Origin of the sequence: Mycobacterium sp. ELW1 (assembly GCF_008329905.1) — a bacterium.
Lineage (GTDB): Bacteria > Actinomycetota > Actinomycetes > Mycobacteriales > Mycobacteriaceae > Mycobacterium.
The window spans coordinates 3,387,667-3,409,335 of sequence record NZ_CP032155.1; the positions used below are offsets into that span (position 1 = coordinate 3,387,667).

Here is a 21,669-nt window from a genome sequence, read left to right on the forward strand (position 1 = left end):
GCTCACTTTCCGGGCGGGGCCGCGGTGAGGTCAGTACACGTCGCGCAGATAGCGCTTGGTGGCGACGAGTTCGCGCTTGTAATTGTGGGCGGCTGCGGGACTGAGACGCCCGTGCGTGGCGATGATCGTGCTCAGCGCGGCGTCCACTCCGGTGGCCATGCCGTTGGCGTCGCCGCACACGTACAGGTGTGCACCGTCTTGCAGCCAGCCCCACAGCAGCGCACCGTTGTCGATCATCTTGTTCTGCACATAGATTCGCTTGGCTTGGTCACGGGAGAACGCGAGGTCGAGCCGGCTGAGGAAGCCGTCTTCGACCATGCCGGTCAGGTCGTCGGAGAAGTAGAAGTTCTCAGCTCGGTGCTGATCGCCGAAGAACAACCAGTTGCGTCCGGTATGGCCGAGCGCGCGGCGCTCCTGCAGGAACCCGCGGAACGGCGCGATACCGGTGCCGGCACCGATCATCACGATCGGGGCGCAACGGTCTTGCGGCGGACGGAAATGCGGGGAACGCTGCAGAAAGATCGGAGTGGCGGCGTCCGCCGCCCGGTCGGCCAGGTAGGTCGAACACACTCCCCCGCGCCGGGCGCCGTCCGGTCCGTCGTAGCGCACCACCGACACGGTGAGCTGCACCTCGTGGGGACTGATGAGCGGGCTGGAGGAGATGGAGTAGAACCGCGGCGCCAACCGCACCAGGGCATCCTGCCACTGCTGGGCGTCAGCCCGAACACCGAAGGCGCGGATGACGTCAATTCCATTGCGCCCCAGTCGCCATGACTCCAAGTCGGCCAGCGCCGCGCGAAGATGCTTGACCACCGCCTTGTCGGTCGCGGCGTCGGCGAGAAACGTCACCAGGTTCGGGGTCAGCCGGCAGATGTCGTAGCTGGTCGTCAGCGCCTCCCGCAGTGAGCACTGCACCCCGTCGACCTCGACGACCTCGTGACCGGACAAGCCGGTGACGGAGAGCCATTCCGCCACGTCATCGTCATCGTTGATGGGCATCACTCCCAGCGAGTCGCCGACCGAGTAGCCGACGTCGTGCTCGGAGATGTCGAAACCGAACTCCCGCACCTCCTTGGCTGCCGAGCGGGGCGTGAGCCGAACGTTCCGGCTGAGCTTCGCATGGATGGGATTGGCGCGGGTGAACCGCTTCGGTGTCGAGACCGTCGGGATGGACAGCACCGCAGCAGGATTGACAAGCGTGACGATTCGCCGGAGCCAGGCCTCGACAGAGTCCCCGTCATGAATCTCGGTGTCCTGGCGGTCGAGAAGCCGGCGGCCACCGAGTTCGGCCAGCCGGGCGTCCAGCGCGCGAGCGTGTCCGCAGAACTGGCCGTAGGAGCGGTCGCCGATGCCCAGAACGGCGAATTCCAGCCCGTCCAGAGCGGGGGCATCCGGTGAGCGGAGCTTCTCCCAGAACTCGGCACCGTTGTCCGGCGGGCCGCCGTCACCGAAGGTGCTCGTCACGACGAACACATTCCGGACACCGGCCAGCCGAGCGGGGTCGATATCGGTCATCGCCGCTGATTCAGCGTCAATGCCCTGTGCCGCAAACTGATCCACCAGCCGAATGGCGAGGTCCTCGGCATTGCCGGTCTGCGAGGCCCACAGCACCACCGGACCGGCGCCCGCCAGTCGCGTTCGGTCAGGCTGCACCTGCACCGGGGGCGCTCCGACCGGGTGTAACCGCACCGCGCACACCTTCAGTTCCGGCTGCAACGACTGCGGATCGACCGCGTCGTTGGTCACCGCGTTGACCGTCAGATCGTCGCCGTGTTCGTCGTTCCAGTGGAACGGCGCGAAGCAGTTTCCCGGCCGCACCCGATCGGTGACGACGGCGGGCAGCACCGCGCGGCCGCGCCTCGACGAGACCTCCACGAGTTGGCCGTCGAGAATGGCGAGAGCGGCGGCGTCGGTGGGATGGATTTCGACGAAGGGGCCGTTGTCGAGTCGGGTGAGCTTGTCCACCCGGCCGGTCTTGGTCATGGTGTGCCACTGGTGTGGCAGCCGACCGGTGTTGAGCAGCAACGGGAATGCATCGTCGGGGCACTCGTGCGGTTCCACGTGCGGCCGGGCGTGGAAGACGGCACGGCCGGACGGAGTGGCGAAGCTCAGCATTCCGTCGGCGAGGTAGCGGATCGGGTGCCGGTCGTCGGTGTCGCCGGGCGGGCACGGCCATTGCACCGGAGTTTCCCGCAGCCGCTGATAGCTGACGCCCCGGATGTCGTAGCCGGTCTGGGGATTGGCGAAGCCGCGGATCTCGTCGAAGATCTCTTCACTGGACTGGTAGTCGAAGTGCGCACCGAAGCCCATCGCAGTCGCGACCTGGCAGATCAGCTGCCAGTCGGGCCTGGCCTGGCCCACCGGCGAGACACATTGCCGGACCAGGGTGAGGTTGCGTTCGGAGTTGACCATGACGGCGTCGGACTCCGCCCACAACGCCGCGGGCAACACCACGTCGGCGAAGCGGTTGGTCGCGGTGTCGGCGTAGGCATCCTGGGTGACCACGAGTTCGGCGGCCCGCAGACCGTCGATCACGGCGGCGCGGTTGGGGACGCTGGCCACCGGGTTGGTGCAGATGATCCAGCAGGCCTTGATGTCGCCGGCTGCCATCCGCTCGAACATGTCGATGGTCCCGCGGTTCACCTCGGTGCGGATCGTCGCCGGCTCCAGACCCCACATCGCCTCGACGAATGATCGGTCCTCCGCGGAGGCCACCGAGCGCTGGCCGGGCAGTCCCGGCCCCATGTAGCCCATTTCGCGGCCGCCCATCGCATTGGGCTGACCGGTGAGCGACAGCGGACCGCTGCCGGGGCGGCAGATCGCGCCGGTGGCCAGGTGCAGGTTGCAGATCGCGTTGGTGTTCCAAGTGCCGTGGGTGCTCTGGTTGAGCCCCATGGTCCACAGCGACATCCACTCGCCGGCTTCGGCGATCATCGTTGCCGCACAACGGATGTCGGCCTCGGACAGGCCGGTGAGCTCGGCGACCCGGGCCGGCGGATAGTCGGCCAGGAAGTCGGGCATCGCCGCCCAGCCCTCGGTGTGCGCGGCGATGAAATCGCGGTCGATGTCGCCGGAATCCACCAGCAGATGCAGCAACCCGTTGAGCAACGCCAGGTCGGTGCCGGGCCGGATCTGAAGGAAGAGGTCGGCCTTGTCCGCGGTGGCGGTGCGCCGCGGGTCGACGACGATCAGTTTGGCCCCGGCCCGCAGGCGATCGGCCATCCGCAGGAACAGAATCGGGTGACAGTCGGCCATGTTGGCGCCGATGACGAAAAACAGATCAGCACAGTCGATGTCGGCGTAGGAGCCGGGCGGCCCGTCGGCTCCGAGCGATTGCTTGTACCCGGTGGCCGCGCTGGCCATGCACAACCGGGAGTTGGACTCGATGTTGACCGTACGGATGAAACCCTTGGCGAGTTTGGTGGCGAGGTACTGCGCCTCGAGTGACATCTGGCCGGAGACGTAGAGGGCGATCGAGTCCGGCCCGTGCCGCTCGACGATGTCAGCGAGTCGGGTGCCGACGATCGCAGCGGCATCGTCGACGGAGGCAGCTTCGAATTCCTCGCCCCGGGCGGGCCGGATCAGGGCACTCATCGCGCGGCCGTCGCCACTGGCCATCAACTCGGCGTGTGTGGCCCCCTTGGTGCACAAGCGACCCGAGTTGGTGGGGTGAAGCCGGTCACCGACAACACTGGCGATGACCGGACCTCCAGGGCCGGGTGTGGTGCGCACCTCGATGCCACATCCGACGCCGCAGTACGAGCAGGCGGTGCGGATGTGGTCGGCGCAATCTCTCCCGACAGCCACGGCGCAACAGTGCCCGGCGGACATTACGGGAGGCGCCGAGGCGCGTTATCGCGACGATAAACCGCGCTCACATCGCCGGCGACGCTGGTGTGAGAACTTGCCCGGCGATGTAACACTTGTCAACATGGCGACCGCCTCCTACCACCACGGAAACCTCCGGCAGGCCCTGCTCGACCACGGGGTCGCGCTGGCCAGGGCGGGCGGGCCGGACGCGGTGGTACTGCGCGACGTCCAGCGCCTGGCCGGGGTGAGCAACTCGGCCGCCTATCGGCACTACGCCGACCGGCATGCGCTGCTGGCCGCGGTGCAGGTCTACGCGATGAGCGAGCTCGGCACGAGGATGCTCGATGCACTCGACCAGGTTTCCGGCCGGCCGTCGGCGGCAGAGCGGGCGCTCGCGCGCTTGCGGGCCACCGGACAGGCCTATGTCGAATTCGCGCTGGCCGAGCCCGGCCTGTTTCGCACCGCATTCGCCGCCGTGGGCCAGCCCGGCGTGGATATGGTGCCCGCCGACCATCACCCGTATCAGATCCTGTGTGGCTGCGTGGACGACCTGGTGTCCGCCGGTGTTCTGGCCGAAGCCAACCGGGACGGGATCGACGAGGCGGCGTGGGCCGCAGTGCACGGACTGGCGTCGCTGTTTCTGGACGGGCCGTTGAGCGAGGCGGCCAGCGATCGCAAGCACCTGATCACCGAGCGCCTGCTCGACGTCGTCGGCGCCGGCCTGCGCTGAGCCCCTAATGTTGACAGCGTTAACTTCGACTGGCATGCTCCAAGATGTTATCGCCGTCAACATAAAGGGGCGTTGCCCATGTCCGTCGACACGTCAGCCGTCCCGGCACCGATCGGCGCCCCGCGGCGAGCCCGCCCGGTCGCGATCCTCGCGGTCGTGCTGGTCGCCGCCCTGGCCATCAACGTCGAGACGACGATCGTCAATGTTGCTCTGCCGACCCTGAATTCGGCCCTCGGCGCGTCCACCCGGGCGTTGCAGTGGATCGTCGACGCCTACAACCTCGCCTTCGCGGCGCTGGTCCTGGCCGGCGGTACCATCGGCGACCGGTTCGGCCGGCGGGGCACCCTGATCGCGGGCCTGGCCCTGTTCGCGGCGGGCAGCGTCGGCGCCGCCCTGTGCACGTCGACCGGACCGCTGATCGGCATGCGGCTGGTCATGGGCGTGGCCTCGGCACTGATCTACCCGACGACGCTGGCCATCATCACCGACACCTTCCGTGATCCCCGGCATCGTGCCGCGGCCATCGGGGTCTGGGGCGCGGTCACCGGCCTGGGCGTGGCCATCGGGCCCATCCTCGGCGGCGCCCTGCTCGAGGTGTTCTGGTGGGGCAGCCTGTTTCTCGCGCTGGCGCCGATCGCGGTGGCCGCCGCCGTGGCCGCCCCGATCGTCATCCCGGCCTCGACGCCCGGCAGGCAGCACCGGCTGGATCGCGGCGGGCTGGTGCTGTCGGTCGTCATGCTCGGCGCGCTGGTCTACACGATCATCGAGGCACCCGACCGCGGGTGGACCAGCGCGCCCACGCTGGCAGGATTCGCCGTCGCGCTGATCGCCGCGGTGAGCTTCGCATGGTGGGAACGCCGCCAATCCGACCCGCTGATCGACGTCAGCCTGTTCACCAACCTGCGATTCAGCGCCGCCAGCGGTGCGGTGACCGTCGCCTTCTTCGCCTTGTTCGGGTTCATCTTCCTGATCACCCAGTTCATGCAACTGCTGCAGGGCAACAGCCCGCTCGAGACCGGCGTCCGAATCCTGCCCGTCGCCCTGTCCATCGCCGTCGGCTCGGTCCTCGGCACCCGGTTGGCGGTGACCCGGATCGGCACCAAACTCGTTGTCTTCGTTGGACTTCTGCTGCTGACGGCCTCATTCGGGTGGATCGCCGCCAGCGACCTCGCAATCACCTACCCGACGATGGCCGTTCAGATGCTGCTACTGGGTGGCGGGCTGGGGTTGACCACCGCCCCGGCCACGGACTCGATCATGGGCGTGGTGCGACCCGAGCAGGCCGGGGCGGGGTCGGCGGTCAACGACGCCACCCGCCAGGTCGGCGGCACCCTCGGGGTCGCGGTCATCGGCAGCATCTTCTCCACCCTCTACATCCGGCACCTGGCCGACAGTCCGACGGTTCGCGCATTGCCGCCGGCCGCGCAGTCGACCGCGCGTGAGGGGCTGGCCCAAGGGCTCGCTGTCGCGGGCCAGGCGCCGCCGCCATTCGGTGCCGCCCTGCGCGGCGCCGTCGACACCGCGTTCCTCGCCGGCCTGCAGGCCGGGTGCCTGACTGCAGCCGGGGTGTGCCTGGCCGGGGCGGTATTCGTGCTGGCAGTGCTGCCGTCCCACCCGAAAACATCAGTTGCCGAATCCTAGGTTTCGGGTGACCGAAAACGCGGTATAGTCGAGCCATGACGAGCATGGATCTGGTGCAGATCGCGGGTGTTCCGTGGCCGCGCTACAAACTCGTCGCTCTGATGCTCGGCCTGATCGTCTTCGCCGTCGTCGGCGTCGTCACGATGAGCGCCGCCCCCGCCGTGCTGCTGGCCGCCGGCACCTCGACCGCGGTGTGGCTGGCGTTCGGGCTGCGCCGCAGGCGCTAACGCTCCAGAACTCGTTTCAGGGTCGCCAGGTCGGCCGCCACCGCGGCCGCGTCGGCCGCATAGTCGTCGTCCGACATCTCCGGCCTGCGCCGCAACGTGAACACCACCTCACACCACTGGTCACCGGCGGGCACCACGCGAAGCGGATTGAACACCGGCTCACCCGACGGCAGATTCACCACATGGTCGAGCACGCCGAGATCGTTTGCCGGGGTGAACTCGATCGTGATCTCCCCCATCGGTGACTGCGCGACCCAGGTGTCGCCGACCCGGGTCAGCTCGCTCGTCGCCAGGCCGGCCGCCCACTGCGGCAGGTTGGCCGGATCGGATGCGTAGCGATAGACGTCGAGTGCCGACCTGTTGATCCACGCGCTGATGTGCCGGGACTCGTTCGTGTCATCGGTCATGCTTTTCCCTCGTTGCAGTGAATCCCGCACGTGCAGGTGTCGATCGATGGACACGTGCAGGCCATCGCCCATTCGATGATGCCGCGAGCCCGGGCCAGCGTCGCCAGCTGCGCGTCGATATCGGCCAGTTTCGCCTCGGCCAGTGCGCGGCTGGCCGGCCGCCCGGGCGCCTGGTCCTGCAGCAGCACCGCGATCTCGTCGAGGGTGAATCCGGCGGCCTTGCACAGCCCGATGACCTCGAGCCTGGTCAGCACGGCGCCGTCGTAACGGCGCTGCCCACCGGCCCGCGACGGCACCGGCAGCAGCCCGATCTTCTCGTAGTAGCGCACCGTGGTCGCCGCCACGTCGGTGCGGCGAGCGACGTCGCCGATGGTGAGTGCTGTGGTCATGGCACCTTCCCGGACTGCTTGACTTGGAGCCAACTCTAAGTCCTTCAATGGCCGCTATGGATACCTTGCGCGCCAGCCGCTATGCCCAGCTGCGGACCTACCGCCGAGACGGCAGCGCTGTCGATACCCCCATCTGGTTCCACCTCGACGGCTCCACCCTGGTGTTCCGCACCAAGGTGGGGCCCAAGACCACGCGGATCGTCAACGACCCGCGGGTGCAGCTGCGAGCGTGTGACTACAAGGGCCGCGTGCCCGGCTCCGCTCCCGCGTTCGACGGGCACGCGCACCTGCTGTCGGGTGCCGAGGCCGACCAGGCCAACCGGCAGCTGCACGCGCGGTACGGCTGGCAGTACAACCTCGTCCCGCTGCTACCCCTGCCCGGCGTCAACAACGTCGACGCCGGCCTGCCGTGGCGGGAAAAATGGCAGCGGGTCCGCACCCGAACCGTCTGGCCGGGCAGCGCGATCGTGCGGGTCGAGCTGACCGGCCGGCTCCACTGAGCGACAACCATCGCGGGCCGTTAGGGTGAGTAGATCAACGGCACACGGGTCCAGCGAAGGTGGTGCGCGATGCGGGTACCGGGGTGCTGAAGCGCGACGTCGGCGCCGAGATCGATGTGACGGTCACTGCGCCAACGACTTTGGAGTTCCAGATCGCGGTCGCGCCGGTTCCCGGAGCGCACCTCACCGAATCGCTGGAATACCGCGTCAACGGAAAACTCATCAGCCCCGACGAGATCATCGGCGACCACGGCACCCGCATTCACCGCTTCGACGCCGGTGAGGGTTCGGTGACCGCGTCATATCGCGCCACCATCGAGGGCCGGATCGATCCGCCACCGGTGCGCGATATCGATCTCTCGACCTACCTGCGGCCCAGCCGCTACGCCGAGGCCGACAAGTTCTACGGCTACGCCGCCACCGAATTCGGTCAGTACGCGAACTCCGTCACGGTGCTGGAGAAGGTGTCCTCGTGGGTGGGGACACGGCTGAATTACGTTCCGGGGTCCAGTGATCCGACCGACGGCGCCGTGGACACCCTGCTCGCGGGAGCCGGCGTCTGCCGCGATTACGCGCATCTGGTGATCGCGCTGCTGCGCGCGGTGAACGTCCCGGCGCGGCTGGTCGCGGTCTACGCACCGGGCTGTGACCCGATGGACTTCCACGCTGTCGCCGAGGCGTTCGTCGACGGCGCCTGGCAGGTCGTCGACGCGACCTGCCTGGCGCCACGTCAATCGATGGTGCGGATCTCCACCGGCCGCGACGCCGCGGACACCGCGTTTCTGGACAACCACAACGGTGCGATCACGCTCAACAACATGGAGGTCACCGCAGTCGTCGACGGCATGTTGCCGTTCGACTCGGTGCACGAACTGGTGGCGCTGAGCTGACCGCTGGGCCTAGCCCCCCAGACAGCCCGGCCCCAGCAGCGCCTTCAGGTCGCCCATCAGCGCCGAGGACGGCGTCACCCGCAGTGACTGGTCGAGTTCCAGCGTGGTGATCCGGTCACCGCTGATCAGCCGCAGGTGCACCTGAGCGGTACCCGGATGGCGAGCCAGCACCTGCTTCAGCGCACTCACCTTGTCCATCGTGCACTGCCGGGTGGGCAGGCTCACCGCAAGGGGCCGGTTCGCCTGGGCGCCCGAAAAGTCCGGCACCACAAGCTCGTTGGCGATCAATGAGATCCGGTCGTCCTGGATGCGCACCTTGCCGCCGACGAGCACCACCGCGTCGTCGGCGATCTCGGCGCCGAACAGCGAGTAGGTCTGCGGGAAGAACATCACCTCGATGCCACCGGTGAGATCTTCCAACTGCGCGGAGGCCCAGGGCATCCCGTTCTTGTTGACCCGGCGGTTGACACCGGCCAGAATTCCGCCGACCCGCACCTGGGTGTCGTTGGCGACGTCACCGCCGAGGATGGCCGGGATCTGGGTATCGACCTGGGCGTTCAGCAGGTGCGCCACCCCGTTGAGCGGATGCCCGGACACGTACAGCCCCAGCATCTCCCGCTCGAGGGCCAGTTTGTGCTTGTCGTCCCACTCCTCGTCGGGCACGCGGATGGTGAACGCCGAATCACCCGTGTCACCGTCGCTGTCTCCCCCGCCGAACAGGTCGAACTGACCGATCGCTTCGGCCTTCTTGGTGCCCAGCACCGAGTCGACCGCATCGGTGTGCACCAGGAACAAGCCCTTACGCGGATGCTTCAGCGAATCGAAAGCCCCTGCCTTGATCAGGGATTCGGTGACCTTCTTGTTGCAGGCCGCGATGTCGATCTTGTTCAGGTAATCGGAGAAGTCGGTGAACTTGCCCTTGGCGGTCCTGGTCGCGATCAGCGAGCTGACCACATTGGCGCCGACGTTGCGGATCGCGCCGAGCCCGAACCGGATGTCGTCTTCCACCGAGGCGAAGTTCTGCACCGACTCGTTGACGTCGGGCGGCAGAACCGTGATGCCCAGCCGCCGGCAGTCGGCGAGGTAGACCGCCGCCTTGTCCTTGTCGTCACCGACGGAGGTGAGCAGCCCGGCCATGTACTCGGCCGGGAAGTTGGCCTTGAGGTACGCCGTCCAGTAGGACACCAGTCCGTAGCCGGCGGCATGCGACTTGTTGAACGCGTACCCGGCGAACGGAAGGATGGTGTCCCACAGCGCTTTCACCGCTTTTTCGGAGAACCCGTTGGCGGTCATCCCCTCTTTGAAGCCCTGATACTCCGCCTCGAGCACCTCGAGCTTCTTCTTGCCCATGGCTTTTCGCAGCGCATCGGCCTTGCCCATCGAGTAGGAGGCGACCTTCTGCGCGATGAACATGATCTGCTCTTGGTAGACGATCAGACCGTACGTCTCGGACAGGATCTCCTTGAGCGGCTCTTCGAGCTCCGGATGGATCGGCTTGATCGCCTGCCGGTTGTTCTTGCGATCGGCGTAGTCGTTGTGGGCGTTCATGCCCATCGGGCCGGGGCGATACAGGGCCAGCACGGCGACGATGTCGTTGAACTCGGTGGGCTGCATGCGCCGAAGCAGGTCCCGCATCGGCCCGCCGTCGAGCTGGAACACTCCCAGGGTGTCGCCCTTGCCCAACAGCTCGTAGGCCTTGGGATCGTCCAGCGGAAGCGAATCCAAGTCCACGTCGATACCGCGGTTGGCTTTGATGTTCTCGATGCAGTCACCGATGATCGTCAGGTTCCGCAGGCCGAGGAAGTCCATCTTCAGCAGGCCGATGGCCTCACAAGACGGGTAGTCCCAGCCGGTGATGATCGCGCCGTCCTGCGGGCGCTTCCACAGCGGGATCGCCTCGATCAGCGGCTCCGAGCTCATGATCACCGCGCACGCGTGCACACCGGCGTTGCGGACCAGGCCCTCAAGGCCGCGCGCCGTCTCGTAGATGGTGCGCACATCGGGGTCGGTGTCGATCAAGGCACGGACCTCGGCGGCCTCCTTGTACCGCTCATGGTTCGGGTCGGTGATCCCCGCCACCGAGATGTCCTTGGCCATGATCGGCGGCGGCAGCGCCTTGGTGATCCGGTCGGCGATCGCGAAGCCCGGCTGGCCGTAGTGGACGCGGGCCGAATCCTTCAGCGCCGCCTTGGTTTTGATCGTGCCGAACGTGATGACCTGCGCGACCCGGTCACTTCCCCACTTCTCGGCGGCGTAGCGCACCATCTCACCGCGGCGACGATCGTCGAAGTCGATATCGATATCGGGTGCCGACGGGCGTTCCGGGTTGAGGAACCGCTCGAACAGCAGCCCGTGCGGGATCGGGTCGATGTTGGTGATGCCCAGCGCGTAGGCCACCAGCGACCCGGCGGCCGAACCACGGCCCGGCCCGACCCGGATGTCGATCGACTTCGCGTAGTTGATCAGGTCGGCCACGATCAGGAAGTACGACGGGAAACCCTTGCCGCAGATCACGTCGATCTCGTAGCTGGCGCGCTCGGTGTACTCCGGCGGCACCGCGTCCGGAAAACGCCGCCGCAGACCGGCCGCGACCTCGTGACGCAACCAGCTGCCCTGGTCATGGCCTTCCGGCACCGGGAAGATCGGCATCCGGTCGGTGGGGGCCCACACGTCGGCGTAGGACTGCACCCGTTCGGCGATCAGCAGCGTCGAGTCGCAGGCCTCAGGAACCTCCGCGTCCCACAGCGCGCGCATCTCCGCCGCCGACTTCAGGAAGTAGCCGTCGCCGTCGAACTTGAACCGGTTGGGGTCCGACAGTGTCTTGCCGGTCTGGATGCACAGCAGCGCTTCGTGGTTGTGCGATGCGTCGCGGGTCACGTAGTGGCAGTCGTTGGTCGCCAGGGCCGGGATGCCGAGCTTGCGGCCGACGTCCAGCAGGCCCTCGCGGACCCGGCGCTCGATCGACAGACCGTGGTCCATCAGCTCCAGGAAGTAGTTCTCCGGCCCGAAGATCTCCCGCCACTTGGCGGCGGCCTCCAGCGCTTCCTTCTCGTGGCCCAGCCGCAGCCGGGTCTGCACCTCACCCGACGGGCAGCCGGTGGTGGCGATGATGCCCGCGGCGTGCTCGGCGATGATCTCGGCATCCATCCGGGACCACTTGCCGAGCTGGCCCTCGAACGAGGCGAGCGTCGACAGCTTGAACAGGTTGCGCAGGCCGGTGGCGTTCTCGGCGACCATCGTCATGTGCGTGTAGGAGCCGCTGCCCGACACGTCGTCACTCTTCTGGCCGGGATCGCCCCACAGGATGCGGCGGGTGTCAAAACGAGAAGCGGGCGCGATGTAGGCCTCGACACCGATGATCGGTTTGATGCCGACCTTGGTGGCCGCGTTGTAGAACTCGCTGGCCCCGAACATGTTTCCGTGGTCGGTCATGCCGATGGCGGGCATCTCGAGGCGCTGCGCCTCGGCGAGCATGGGGGTGATCTTCGCTGCACCGTCGAGCATCGAGTACTCGGTGTGGTTGTGCAGGTGCACAAAAGAGCCGGCTGAAGTTCCAGTACCCATAGGCCCGTCAGTCTAGGGCCGCGGACCGACAGCCTTCGGCGTGTCGCGTACGTGTCTGGCGGCTCGTGTCGATTCTCTCCGCGCCGGCCCGCCACTCCTGATAGGCAGAACCCTATGTTCGCGCCCAAGCCCCCGCTGCGCAGTGTGGGCAGCGACCCCGACTACCGCTTCACCCTGGCCAACGAGCGGACCTTCCTGGCCTGGTTGCGGACGGGTTTGGCGCTGCTCGCCGGTGCGGTGGCACTGGCCAGCCTGGTCCACGATTTCGGGCCGCGGCCGTTCCGGATCGCGATCACCGTGCTGCTGCTGGCGTTGGCGCTGGTGGTCACCGCGGGCGCCTACCTTCGCTGGGACCGCACCGAGCGGGCGATGCGGGAGAAACGGCCGCTGCCGACCGACCCGCTGCCCCGGATCGTCGTCTCCGGTCTGACCATCGTCATCGTGGCCGCGGCGGTTCTGGTCTACCTCGCCGAATTCACCCGATGACCGAGCTCACCGACGCCACCGCGGTCGCCGAGCGCACGGCACTGGCCTGGCAGCGTTCGTTCATCGGGGTGCTCGCCGTCGGCGCGCTCGTGGTGCGGTGGAGTGTGGCTGAGCGGTTCCCCCTCTGGCCGGGCGTCGTCCTCACCGTGGCGGCGGCGCTGGCCAGCCTGGTTCTGGTCCGGCGGCGCTACCAACGGGTCCGCGCCGCGGTGCTGGCCGGGCAGACGCCGCTGTCGCGTTACTTCGTCCCCGGGGCCACCGCGGTCATGCTGGTGGTCATCACGGCCGTCGGGGCGGGAATGCTCTCGGAATACGGCGCCTGAGCTAGGTGTACTGACCACGGACGTTAAGTACGGCGTGGCGTAGTGACATGACGAAGACCTCCGAGTGAAGTGCGAGCTGCTTAAGGAACGCACCAACTCACTCCGGAGGTCTTCATGGTCCACCGTAATGCCCCCTTGTCCGAAACCGGTCGTCTGCGGCTGGCACGTTGCGTTGTCGAGGATGGCTGGACGCTGCGACGGGCGGCCGAGCGGTTCCAGGTTGCGGTCACTACCGCTGCGCGCTGGGCCCGCCGCTACCGCGAACTAGGCGAAGCCGGCATGGCCGACCGCAGCTCACGCCCACATCACAGCCCTAATCAAACCCCCACACGCACCGAGCGGCGCATCATTAAAGTCCGAGTACTTCGACGTTGGGGACCGGCTCGCATTGCTTATCTGCTGGGACTGAATGTCTCGACTGTCCACAACGTGTTGAGGCGCTACGGCCTAGCCAAGCTGCGGTGGCTGGACCGGCCCACCGGGCGAGTTATCCGGCGGATGGAGTCAGCCAGCCCCGGCGACCTGGTGCATGTCGATGTCAAGAAGGTAGGCAAGATCCCGGCTGGCGGCGGATGGCGCATGTTGGGCCGCAGCGCAGGAAATCATCACTCCCGCAAGGACAGAAGCATAGGAACTGGCAGCGACCGTTCCGGGCGGCGTGGTTATCACTTCTTGCACACCGCCATCGACGCTCACTCCCGGCTGGCCTACTCCGAACTGCTAATCGACGAACGCAAAGACACAGCTGCTGACTTCTGGCAAAGGGCTAACGAATGGTTCAACGCATGCGGCTTCACCGTACGGAAAGTGTTGACAGACAACGGCTCCTGTTACCGATCCCACTCATTCCGAGATGCACTCGGGCAGATCGAACATCGTCGAACCAAACCCTATCGACCCCAGACGAACGGCAAGGTGGAGCGATTCCACCGAACCCTTGCCGATGAATGGGCATATGCGCGGCTCTACACCAGCGACGCCGAACGGTGCGCGGAGTTCCCTCGCTGGCTGCATACCTACAATCACCATCGCGGCCACACCGCACTCGGCGGCCAACCACCCGCCACCCGCGTACCTAACCTCTCAGGTCAGTACAGCTAGGCCTCGTCCTTGAGCATGCGGGCGATCTCACGGGCCTGCTCCTCGGTCACGTCACCGGAGAGCTGCAACACCTCGCCGTCGATTCGCTCGGTGATCTTCGGCGCCCACACGACCAGGTTCGACCGCACGAACGCGACCTGTTGATCGATGTGGGACGCGGTGAAATCGGCGAACGCCCGCGCCGACTCCGGGGTCATCGTGACCTGCACCATCTGTTTGGCGGTCAGCGGGTTCAGGAACGAGTCGACGTCGGTGAGTTGAACCGTCAACGCCTGCGGCCCCAGCTCGTACACCGCGGACTTGACGATGTCGCAGATACGCAGCGGGGCCTCGGGCGGCGTCGGGGGCGGCGGGTCGCAGTCCCCGGGCCGGATGACGAACGGCCCCCCGGTCACCGGCCGCAGTGACAGCGGCTTGATGGTCAGCGGCGGCGGAGTGGTGGTCGTGGTCGTCATCGAGGCGGCGTCCTGCTGCTTGGTCAGGACACCGGGGGTGAGCAACACCCCGAGGACGGGGACCACGATCGCCGCCGCGGCCAGCGCCGCCACCACGGCGATCATGATCCGCCGGTTGCGGGGGGACTTGTCGGTCATGCGCTCCTCGATCTGAATGTCATTGGCTCACATCGGAACCGGCGCACCGAAGCCGGGGATGATCCCGATCGGGATCACCGCCAGCAGGATCGCGCCGACAGCGAACACGATCAGCGTGCGCCGAGTCGGTGGTTCGTCGATTTCGGGCTGGTCGCGGGTGTACAGCAGGAAGACCACCCCGAGGTCGAAGGCGATGATCACCCACCACCGGACCCAGTCCACCCCGGTCGCGAACACCGGCAGGATCATCACGATGCCGACCAGCAGGGCCAGCGGCCGCCCCCGCACGACCGCGGTGAACCGCCGGATCGGAACACCCGCGACGTGGCCGATGGCCAGCATGCCGATGACCAGCGTCGCCAGCCCGTAGACCGTCGAGCCGGCCAGCGCGACGACGCCGATGCTGCCGACGAAGCGCAGGCCCTCGCTGAAGGTCATGTCGAACAACGGCAGGAAAGCCCGGCAGAACCAGTCGTGATAGTCGACGTAGTAGTGGAAACCGCTCAGCAGCTGGCCGATGGTCGGTTTGCCGGCCAGCGGATGGTTCATCGGCCCGTGCTGCACCAGCTGGCACAGCTGCGGGGACACCTTCTGCCTGCCGAATGCGGCCAACGCCATTGCGATCAACACCGACGGTCCGAGCGCCGCCACGACACTGGTCCAGAACGCCCTGGCGTCCAGGTGCCGCGCCAACACCGTCAGCGCGACCAGCACACCGAGGCCGAACAGGAACGGCGTCGCCTCATGGATCAGTGTCAACACGGCAAGCGCCAAACCGTAGACCGCACTGGCGATTACGGTCGCACGGGTGGTGGCAACCCTGGTCAGCACGACGGCGAAGAAGGCCAGCGCGGCACCCCCCAGCAGATCGGTGCGCGCCGAGAACAGCGCGAACGCGAACCCGAACGGCAGCACCGGGATCAGCAGGGCGATCAGCCGCCGTCGCTGGGAACGACCGGACCTGACGGCTATCGTCGCGGCCACCGCGGCGAGGCCGAGCACGAAGGCCACCGTCGGAATCCAGCGCAGCACCGCCAGACCACCGAAGTAGTGGGCGCTGCCGAACAGCCCCAGCAACTCGCCGGCCAGTCCGCGCCGGATGAAACCCACCGAGTAGTCGATGGCGAAGTAGGAATACCAATAGCCGTCGGGGACCACCGTGATCGCCAGTGTCAGAAGCACCGCGGCCCACACCACCAGCAGCACCGTGAACGTGACGAAGAAGCCCCGCCTGCTCCCGGTGTCGACCGCGGTGCTCGGCATCGGATGAGTATAGGGTCGATTCACGTGAGCCAAGACGCGACGGTCGCCTATCTGGGCTTCCACGACAAGGACAATCTCGGCGACGACGCGATCTACGACGCGGTGAAATCCCAGTTGCCCGGGGTCACGTTCCACGACGTTCCGCGGCTCGCGCACGAATTCGTATTCCCACTCGGCACGGCCCTGCACCGGGCTCGCACGCCCAGCACGCTGGTGATGGGTGGCGGGACGCTGGTGGGGGTCCGCTACTTCCGGCTGCTGGCCAGGGCGGGCCTTGCGGTGACGAAGAACAACGGCAAGTACGCGATCGGCGTCGGTGTTCAGGACCCCGGCTATGCCGGGCGTGGCAGCGGATCTGGCAACGACGAGCTCACCAAGTGGAAGCCGATCCTGGCCGGGTTCGACTCGGTGTCGGTTCGCGGGCCGCGCAGCGTCGAGCTGCTCGCCGATATCGGGCTGACCGCACAGGTGACCGGAGATCCGGCACTGATCCTGCCGCGGCCCACGGTGCCGGTCGAGGACGGTCTGATCGGGGTCAATCTCGGCTACGGCGATGACCTGTGGGGGCATGACCCGGCCGGGGTGGCCAATCAGGTCGCGGCCGCGGTGCGAGAACTCGCAGGCCGGGGTCACCGCTTCGTCGGCATCCTGATGAACCCGAGCGACCGCAAGTGGGTGGAGGTGGCGTTCGAGGGCCTGCAGGCCGACATCGTGCTGCCCGCCGACGCCGCCGCGGCCGCTCGGGAATTCGCGCGCTGCTCGGCGGCGATCGTCTGCCGCCTGCACGCCGGAATCCTCGCCGCGCTGTCCGACACCCCGGTGGTTTCCCTTGAGTACCAACCGAAGTGCCGCGACTTCGCGATGTCGATCGACGACGAGCGGTCATTGATCCGCACCGATCAGGTGACCGGCACCGCCGTCGTCGACCGGGTTCTGGAATCGCTGGCCGAGTCACGCGCAATCCGGGCGAACAAGCGGGCCGCCGTCGACCGGCTGCGCACCCAGCTGGACTCCGAGTACAGCGCGCTGCGCCGTCAGCTCGGCGTCGCGGGCGCCTGACGGGCCCGCCGCAGCGCGTCACCGCTGAACACCAGCAGCGCCAGCCAGATCAGCGCGAACCCGGCCCAGCGGGCCGGCGGCATCGGCTCGTGCGCCACCAGCACGCCCCACGTCATCTGCATGGCCGGATTCAGGTACATCAGCAGCCCGAGGGTGACCAGCGGCAGGCGCTGGGCCGCGGCGGCGAAGAACAGCAGCGGGATCGCGGTGATCGGCCCGGACAGAACCATCAACGCGAGGTGTCCCGGCCCGTTGCTGGCGAACTGACCATGCCCACTGAGCTGCAGCACGACGATGTACGCGATGGCGAAGGGGGCGGCGATCGCGGCCTCCACCCCCACGCTGACCCGCGGGTCGGTGGGGACCACCTTCTTGACCACACCGTAGAGGCCGAACGTCGAAGCCAGCCCCAGCGCGATGATCGGCGGCCCGCCGACCTCGATGCCGAGCAGGATCACCGCGGCCAGCGCGATCAGCACGGCCACCACCTGGGCCCGGTTGAGCCGCTCCCGGAAGATCAACACCCCGAGCAGCACACTGATCAGCGGGTTGATGAAGTAACCGAGTGCGGCGTCGACGACATGGCCGTTGCTGACCGCGAAGATGAAGATGACCCAGTTGGCCGACACCAGCGCCGAGGCGCAGAGCAGCAGAAGCCAGGTACGGCCGGTGATCGTCCGTAGTTCGGACAGCTTGCGCATGGCGACCACGACACCGGCCATCAGCACCAGCGTCCAGACCACGCGGTGCGCCAGAACCTCCAGCGCCCCAGCCGGTTTCAGCAGCGGGAAAAAAGCGGGGAACAGACCCCAGGACCCGTAGGCACCGATGCCGTAGAGCAGACCGCCGGTCTTGGTGTCCTGTTGGGGGCCCGTCACGATTCGCCGCGCAACACATCCAATGCGTGCTGCAGGTCGGCCGGGTACGGGGCGGTGACCTCGAAGTGCCTGCCGTCGGCGGGATGGGCGAACGCCAGGGAACGGGCGTGCAGCCACTGCCGTTCCAGGCCGAGCCGCTTGGCCAGGACCGGGTCGGCGCCATACGTCAGATCACCGGCGCACGGGTGGTGCAGCGCAGCGAAGTGCACCCGAATCTGATGCGTGCGACCGGTTTCCAGGTGGATGTCGAGAAGACTTGCGGCCCGGAACATTTCGACGGTGTCGTAGTGGGTGATGCTGTGCCGCCCGGTTTCGGTGACGGCGAACTTCCAGTCGTGGCCGCGGTGCCTGCCGATCGGCGCGTCGATGGTTCCGCTGGACGGATCCGGATGGCCCTGCACCACAGCGTGATAGCGCTTGTCGACGGTGCGCTGCTTGAACGCCCGCTTGAGCAGCGTGTAGGCCCGCTCGGACAGCGCCACCACCATGACACCGGAGGTGCCGACATCGAGCCGGTGCACGATGCCCTGCCGCTCGTGGATGCCCGAGGTGCTGATCCGGAATCCGGCCGCGGCCAGACCGCCCAGCACCGTGGGTCCGTGCCAGCCGACGGTGGCGTGGGCGGCCACCCCGGGCGGCTTGTCGACGGCGACGATGTCGGCGTCGGAGTACAGGATCGTCATGCCCTCGATGTCTTCGGGCGTGTTCTCCGGCGGCGGCGCTTCTTCGGGGATCCGCACGTGCAGCCACGCGCCGGCCTCGAGCCGGTCGGACTTGCCCGCCCGCGCGCCGTCGAGTTCGACGCCGCCGTCCTCGGCGATCGCGGCGGCGGCGGTCCGGGACAGCCCCAGCAGCCGGGCCAGACCCGCGTCGACACGCATGCCGGCCAGACCCTCGGGGACCGGCATGGACCGTTCGGTCATCAGGCCGTCTCGGCCTTGTCGTCGCTGGCGGCCGGCTCGGCCGTGCGGCGGCCCGCGGTGTCGAAGTCGTAGCCGAACAGCGACAACCCGACCAGCAGGATGGCCCCGCCGACCACCGCCGGATCGGCCACGTTGAACACCGGCCACCAGCCGATGGACAGGAAGTCGACGACGTGTCCGCGCAGCGGGCCGGGCGAGCGGAAGAACCTGTCGACCAGGTTGCCCAGCGCGCCGCCCAGGATCATTCCGAGGCCGACCGCCCACCACGGCGACACCAGCCGCCGGCCCATCCAGAAGATCCCGATGACCACACCGGTGGCCACCAGCGTCAACACCCAGGTGTAGCCGGTAGCCATCGAGAACGCGGCTCCGGAGTTGCGCACCAGCGTCCAGGTGACGGTGTCGCCGATGATCGACACCGGCTGGCCGGGGGTGAGCCAGCGCACGGCCAGCACCTTGGTGATCACGTCGAGGGCCAGCACCACACCCGCCACCGACAGCAGCAGCCGCAGCCGACGTGGTGCCTTGGTGCTGTCCGGAGATTCGTCGGTCACACCCCCATCATTCCCTAGTCTGTTGGGCATGCCCCGACTCGTCGTCGTTACCACCGGCGGGACGATCGCCACCAGCGCAGACGATGAGGGCGTGCTGCGCCCGGTCCATGGCGGCGCCGAGCTGGTCGCCGGGCACGATGCGCAGGTGATCGACCTGTTCACCCTGGACAGTTCGCAGCTGACACCGGCCGAGTGGGTGCGGATCGCAGACGCCGTCACCGCGGCCGCCACCGGGGCCGACGGCGTCGTCGTCACGCACGGCACCGATGCGATGGAAGAGACCGCCTTGTGGCTGGAGCTGACGTACGCCGGTGACGCCCCGGTGGTCGTCACCGGCGCCGCCCGGTCGGCCGACGCCCCGGACGCCGACGGGCCGGCCAACCTGCGCGACGCCCTCGCGGTGGCGGCCAGCCCCCGCGCCCGCGGTCGGGGCGTGCTGATCTGCTTCGCCGGATGGGTGCGCCCGGCGCTGGGGACGACCAAGGTGGGCGGTCCCGACCTGTTCGGCGGCACCACGCCGGTGGGCCGGGTGAGCGACGGGGCAGTCGAGTGGACCGGCGGCACGCGGCGGGCGTACCTGGGGGCGGTCGCCGAGGCCGTGCGCGTCGACATCGTGGCGGCCTATCCAGGCGCCGACGGCACCGCGATCGACGCGTTCGTCGACGCCGGTGCCGCGGGCCTGGTGATCGAGGCGATGGGGGCGGGCAACGCCGGGACGCCGGTGATCGAAGCGGTGCGCAGGGCCTGCGCCCGCGGGGTGGCCGTGGCGGTCACTACCCGGGTCCCCGGCGGGCCGACGGCGGCGACCTACGGGCCGGGCCACGACCTGGTGGGTGCCGGCGCAGTACTGGTGCCGCAGTTGCGCAGCAGCCAGGCCCGGGTGCTGATGATGGCGACGTTGAGCGCGGGACTACCCGTGCCCGACGTCATCGCCCGCCTGGGCTGAAGCCCGGCTTTCCAGACCCCCGACGTACTCGGCCCAGTCCAGGCTGTCGACCGGGTTGGCTTTGACCAGGTCCGGTTGGTCGATGGCGAACGTCCGCATCACCCCGGGCCCGCTGCCGCGCGTTTCGAAGCGCACGCTGACCACGCCGTGCCCGGCGCCCTGCACCCAGCCGTGGCCGAGCTCGGGATGACTGACGTCGTCACCGATGCGCCAGCCCCCGGCTTCGGGCACCGGCACCGGCATCGGCGCCTGGGTGTCCGGCGCCTCGGCGACCTCGGCCTCCAGCTGCTCGAGATCGGGGAACAACGACTCCTGACGGACATCGGACAGCCCCGAAAAGCCAACGCCCAGAAGGCGAATGGGGCCGATCTCCCGAGGATCGAGGAGGAGCCGGTACGCGGTGGCGGTCAGTGTGCCGACGTTGCCGGTGGCGTACGGCAGTGTTGCCGAGCGGGTGAGGGTGCTCATGTCGGACCGCTTGAGCTTGACCGTGACCGTGCGGGCGGCGCGACCGTCACGCTGCAGCCGCTGGTGGGCGTGCTCGGCGATCGGGCCGATGGCGTCGCGCAACTGGTCCATGGTGGTGAGGTCGGCGGCGAACGTCGACTCGGCGCTGATCTGCTTGGCCTCGGCGCGCTCGGCCACCGGGCGGTCGTCGATGCCGCGGGCCAGGCGGTGCAGCGCGGGTCCGACGGTGGCACCGAGGATGCTGGCCGCTTCGGCGTCGGTCAGCGCGGCCAGCTGGCCGATGGTGTCGACGCCGAGCCGGTGCAACTTGTCCTCGGCGATGGGGCCGATCCCCCACAGCCGGCGTACCGGCAACCCGTCGAGCAGGGTGCGCTCCTCGTCGCGGCGGACCACCCGAAACCCGTCCGGCTTGGCCAGGTCCGAGGCGATCTTGGCGATCTGCTTGCCCGATCCGGCCCCGACGGAGGCCACCAGGCCGGTCTCTTCGCGGACCCGGCGACGCAGCAGCGCGGCGAACTCCTCGACCTCCTCGGCACTGGCACCGGCCAGTTCGATCGGCTCACCGAACGCCTCGTCGAACGACAGCTGCTCGAGGACGGGCACCATGGCGCGCACCGTGTCGAGCACCCGCCGGCTGGCCACCCCGTACACCACACCTCGGGGCGGCAGCACCACCGCGGCCGCGCCGACCATGCGCCGTGCCTGGTGCATCGGCATCGCCGAGCGGGCGCCGAACACCCGCGCCTCATAGCTGGCGCCGGCCACCACACCGCGGCCGCCGAGCCCGCCGACCAGAACGGGCCTGCCACGCAGGGTCGGGCGGGTCAGCTGTTCGACGGATGCGAAGAACGCATCCATGTCGAAATGCAAGACCCAGCGCTCCACGACTCCCGATGCTATTGGCTGCCGATAAATGC

General features: G+C 68.1%; 20 protein-coding genes. 10 read left to right on the top strand and 10 right to left on the bottom strand.

What is annotated here, in order from left to right; all coding sequences use genetic code 11:
* Nucleotides 1-30: 30 nt before the first annotated feature.
* Nucleotides 31-3,831 carry a bifunctional nitrate reductase/sulfite reductase flavoprotein subunit alpha gene (locus D3H54_RS16015; protein WP_149379874.1) on the bottom strand — a complete coding sequence of 1,267 codons (3,801 nt, stop codon included), beginning with the start codon at nucleotides 3,829-3,831 and terminating at the stop codon, nucleotides 31-33.
* Between the two features lie 100 nt (nucleotides 3,832-3,931).
* On the opposite strand from D3H54_RS16015, the gene D3H54_RS16020 reads away from it, so the two are divergent.
* The 3 genes from D3H54_RS16020 (at nucleotide 3,932) to D3H54_RS16030 (ending at nucleotide 6,408) form a co-directional block, all read left to right on the top strand.
* Nucleotides 3,932-4,540, top strand: a complete 609-nt coding sequence (locus D3H54_RS16020) for a TetR/AcrR family transcriptional regulator (RefSeq protein WP_168214879.1) — start codon at nucleotides 3,932-3,934, stop codon at nucleotides 4,538-4,540.
* Between the two features lie 78 nt (nucleotides 4,541-4,618).
* The gene (locus D3H54_RS16025; protein ID WP_149379876.1) at nucleotides 4,619-6,181 is read left to right on the top strand and encodes an MFS transporter; all 1,563 of its coding nucleotides are present in this window, start codon (nucleotides 4,619-4,621) and stop codon (nucleotides 6,179-6,181) included.
* Nucleotides 6,182-6,216: 35 nt separating this feature from the next.
* The gene (locus tag D3H54_RS16030) at nucleotides 6,217-6,408 is read left to right on the top strand and encodes a hypothetical protein (RefSeq protein ID WP_149379877.1); all 192 of its coding nucleotides are present in this window, start codon (nucleotides 6,217-6,219) and stop codon (nucleotides 6,406-6,408) included.
* Here D3H54_RS16030 and D3H54_RS16035 read toward each other — a convergent pair.
* Nucleotides 6,405-6,815, bottom strand: a complete 411-nt coding sequence (locus tag D3H54_RS16035; RefSeq protein ID WP_149379878.1) for an SRPBCC family protein — start codon at nucleotides 6,813-6,815, stop codon at nucleotides 6,405-6,407. The two genes, D3H54_RS16030 and D3H54_RS16035, sit on opposite strands and share 4 nt — an antisense overlap.
* Nucleotides 6,812-7,204: a MerR family transcriptional regulator gene (locus D3H54_RS16040; RefSeq protein ID WP_149379879.1), complete on the bottom strand. Its 393-nt coding sequence runs from the start codon at nucleotides 7,202-7,204 to the stop codon at nucleotides 6,812-6,814. The genes D3H54_RS16035 and D3H54_RS16040 overlap by 4 nt, the downstream gene beginning before the upstream one ends.
* A 56-nt stretch (nucleotides 7,205-7,260) precedes the next feature.
* On the opposite strand from D3H54_RS16040, the gene D3H54_RS16045 reads away from it, so the two are divergent.
* Both D3H54_RS16045 and D3H54_RS16050 read left to right on the top strand, forming a co-directional pair.
* Entirely contained in the window at nucleotides 7,261-7,704 is a 444-nt protein-coding gene (locus tag D3H54_RS16045) for a PPOX class F420-dependent oxidoreductase (protein ID WP_286198899.1), read from the top strand.
* Between the two features lie 86 nt (nucleotides 7,705-7,790).
* The gene (locus D3H54_RS16050; RefSeq protein WP_149383570.1) at nucleotides 7,791-8,594 is read left to right on the top strand and encodes a transglutaminase-like domain-containing protein; all 804 of its coding nucleotides are present in this window, start codon (nucleotides 7,791-7,793) and stop codon (nucleotides 8,592-8,594) included.
* 9 nt (nucleotides 8,595-8,603) lie between these two features.
* On the opposite strand, the gene dnaE is transcribed toward D3H54_RS16050, so the two are convergent.
* On the bottom strand, nucleotides 8,604-12,158 hold the full coding sequence (gene dnaE, locus D3H54_RS16055) for a DNA polymerase III subunit alpha (RefSeq protein ID WP_149379881.1): 3,555 nt from the start codon (nucleotides 12,156-12,158) through the stop codon (nucleotides 8,604-8,606).
* 114 nt (nucleotides 12,159-12,272) lie between these two features.
* Between dnaE and D3H54_RS16060 the strand changes: the two genes are divergently transcribed.
* The 3 genes from D3H54_RS16060 (at nucleotide 12,273) to D3H54_RS16070 (ending at nucleotide 14,068) form a co-directional block, all read left to right on the top strand.
* On the top strand, nucleotides 12,273-12,644 hold the full coding sequence (locus D3H54_RS16060) for a YidH family protein (RefSeq protein WP_149379882.1): 372 nt from the start codon (nucleotides 12,273-12,275) through the stop codon (nucleotides 12,642-12,644).
* Nucleotides 12,641-12,967, top strand: coding sequence for a DUF202 domain-containing protein (locus tag D3H54_RS16065; protein ID WP_149379883.1), 327 nt, complete (start codon nucleotides 12,641-12,643; stop codon nucleotides 12,965-12,967). The genes D3H54_RS16060 and D3H54_RS16065 overlap by 4 nt, the downstream gene beginning before the upstream one ends.
* 114 nt (nucleotides 12,968-13,081) lie before the next feature.
* Nucleotides 13,082-14,068 carry an IS481 family transposase gene (locus D3H54_RS16070; RefSeq protein WP_149378248.1) on the top strand — a complete coding sequence of 329 codons (987 nt, stop codon included), beginning with the start codon at nucleotides 13,082-13,084 and terminating at the stop codon, nucleotides 14,066-14,068.
* Here the strand turns inward: D3H54_RS16070 and D3H54_RS16075 are convergent.
* Nucleotides 14,065-14,661 carry a SecDF P1 head subdomain-containing protein gene (locus tag D3H54_RS16075; protein WP_149379884.1) on the bottom strand — a complete coding sequence of 199 codons (597 nt, stop codon included), beginning with the start codon at nucleotides 14,659-14,661 and terminating at the stop codon, nucleotides 14,065-14,067. The two genes, D3H54_RS16070 and D3H54_RS16075, sit on opposite strands and share 4 nt — an antisense overlap.
* Before the next feature lie 27 nt (nucleotides 14,662-14,688).
* Nucleotides 14,689-15,924 (bottom strand): Rv1490 family membrane protein, encoded by a 1,236-nt coding sequence (locus D3H54_RS16080; protein WP_149379885.1) that lies wholly within the window; start codon nucleotides 15,922-15,924, stop codon nucleotides 14,689-14,691.
* 24 nt (nucleotides 15,925-15,948) lie between these two features.
* Here D3H54_RS16080 and D3H54_RS16085 point away from each other — a divergent pair, with 24 nt between their 5' ends.
* Nucleotides 15,949-16,983, top strand: coding sequence for a polysaccharide pyruvyl transferase family protein (locus tag D3H54_RS16085; protein WP_149379886.1), 1,035 nt, complete (start codon nucleotides 15,949-15,951; stop codon nucleotides 16,981-16,983).
* Here D3H54_RS16085 and rarD read toward each other — a convergent pair.
* Genes rarD through lspA form a run of 3 tightly spaced genes read right to left on the bottom strand, consistent with a single transcriptional unit; the run spans nucleotide 16,959 to nucleotide 19,368 of the window.
* Entirely contained in the window at nucleotides 16,959-17,861 is a 903-nt protein-coding gene (gene rarD / locus D3H54_RS16090) for an EamA family transporter RarD (protein ID WP_149379887.1), read from the bottom strand. The genes D3H54_RS16085 and rarD overlap by 25 nt on opposite strands.
* Nucleotides 17,858-18,784: an RluA family pseudouridine synthase gene (locus D3H54_RS16095; protein ID WP_149379888.1), complete on the bottom strand. Its 927-nt coding sequence runs from the start codon at nucleotides 18,782-18,784 to the stop codon at nucleotides 17,858-17,860. Before D3H54_RS16095 ends, rarD begins: the two co-directional genes overlap by 4 nt.
* The gene (lspA, locus tag D3H54_RS16100; protein ID WP_149379889.1) at nucleotides 18,784-19,368 is read right to left on the bottom strand and encodes a signal peptidase II; all 585 of its coding nucleotides are present in this window, start codon (nucleotides 19,366-19,368) and stop codon (nucleotides 18,784-18,786) included. The genes D3H54_RS16095 and lspA overlap by 1 nt, the downstream gene beginning before the upstream one ends.
* On the opposite strand from lspA, the gene D3H54_RS16105 reads away from it, so the two are divergent.
* A complete protein-coding gene (locus tag D3H54_RS16105; RefSeq protein ID WP_149379890.1) occupies nucleotides 19,367-20,284 on the top strand; it encodes an asparaginase in 918 nt (305 codons plus the stop codon). The genes lspA and D3H54_RS16105 overlap by 2 nt on opposite strands.
* Here the strand turns inward: D3H54_RS16105 and D3H54_RS16110 are convergent.
* On the bottom strand, nucleotides 20,249-21,610 hold the full coding sequence (locus tag D3H54_RS16110) for a DNA polymerase IV (RefSeq protein ID WP_149383571.1): 1,362 nt from the start codon (nucleotides 21,608-21,610) through the stop codon (nucleotides 20,249-20,251). The two genes, D3H54_RS16105 and D3H54_RS16110, sit on opposite strands and share 36 nt — an antisense overlap.
* Nucleotides 21,611-21,669 lie beyond the last annotated feature (59 nt).

Bases quoted from the DNA above. Each gene is read 5' to 3' on its own strand.
- D3H54_RS16015 (WP_149379874.1), bottom strand. From the start codon at position 3,831: ATGTCCGCCGGGCACTGTTGCGCCGTGGCTGTCGGGAGAGATTGCGCC.
- D3H54_RS16020 (WP_168214879.1), top strand. From the start codon at position 3,932: ATGGCGACCGCCTCCTACCACCACGGAAACCTCCGGCAGGCCCTGCTC.
- D3H54_RS16025 (WP_149379876.1), top strand. From the start codon at position 4,619: ATGTCCGTCGACACGTCAGCCGTCCCGGCACCGATCGGCGCCCCGCGG.
- D3H54_RS16030 (WP_149379877.1), top strand. From the start codon at position 6,217: ATGACGAGCATGGATCTGGTGCAGATCGCGGGTGTTCCGTGGCCGCGC.
- D3H54_RS16035 (WP_149379878.1), bottom strand. From the start codon at position 6,815: ATGACCGATGACACGAACGAGTCCCGGCACATCAGCGCGTGGATCAAC.
- D3H54_RS16040 (WP_149379879.1), bottom strand. From the start codon at position 7,204: ATGACCACAGCACTCACCATCGGCGACGTCGCTCGCCGCACCGACGTG.
- D3H54_RS16045 (WP_286198899.1), top strand. From the start codon at position 7,261: ATGGATACCTTGCGCGCCAGCCGCTATGCCCAGCTGCGGACCTACCGC.
- dnaE (WP_149379881.1), bottom strand. From the start codon at position 12,158: ATGGGTACTGGAACTTCAGCCGGCTCTTTTGTGCACCTGCACAACCAC.
- D3H54_RS16060 (WP_149379882.1), top strand. From the start codon at position 12,273: ATGTTCGCGCCCAAGCCCCCGCTGCGCAGTGTGGGCAGCGACCCCGAC.
- D3H54_RS16065 (WP_149379883.1), top strand. From the start codon at position 12,641: ATGACCGAGCTCACCGACGCCACCGCGGTCGCCGAGCGCACGGCACTG.
- D3H54_RS16070 (WP_149378248.1), top strand. From the start codon at position 13,082: ATGGTCCACCGTAATGCCCCCTTGTCCGAAACCGGTCGTCTGCGGCTG.
- D3H54_RS16075 (WP_149379884.1), bottom strand. From the start codon at position 14,661: ATGACCGACAAGTCCCCCCGCAACCGGCGGATCATGATCGCCGTGGTG.
- D3H54_RS16080 (WP_149379885.1), bottom strand. From the start codon at position 15,924: ATGCCGAGCACCGCGGTCGACACCGGGAGCAGGCGGGGCTTCTTCGTC.
- D3H54_RS16095 (WP_149379888.1), bottom strand. From the start codon at position 18,784: ATGACCGAACGGTCCATGCCGGTCCCCGAGGGTCTGGCCGGCATGCGT.
- D3H54_RS16105 (WP_149379890.1), top strand. From the start codon at position 19,367: ATGCCCCGACTCGTCGTCGTTACCACCGGCGGGACGATCGCCACCAGC.
- lspA (WP_149379889.1), bottom strand. From the start codon at position 19,368: ATGCCCAACAGACTAGGGAATGATGGGGGTGTGACCGACGAATCTCCG.
- D3H54_RS16110 (WP_149383571.1), bottom strand. From the start codon at position 21,610: ATGGATGCGTTCTTCGCATCCGTCGAACAGCTGACCCGCCCGACCCTG.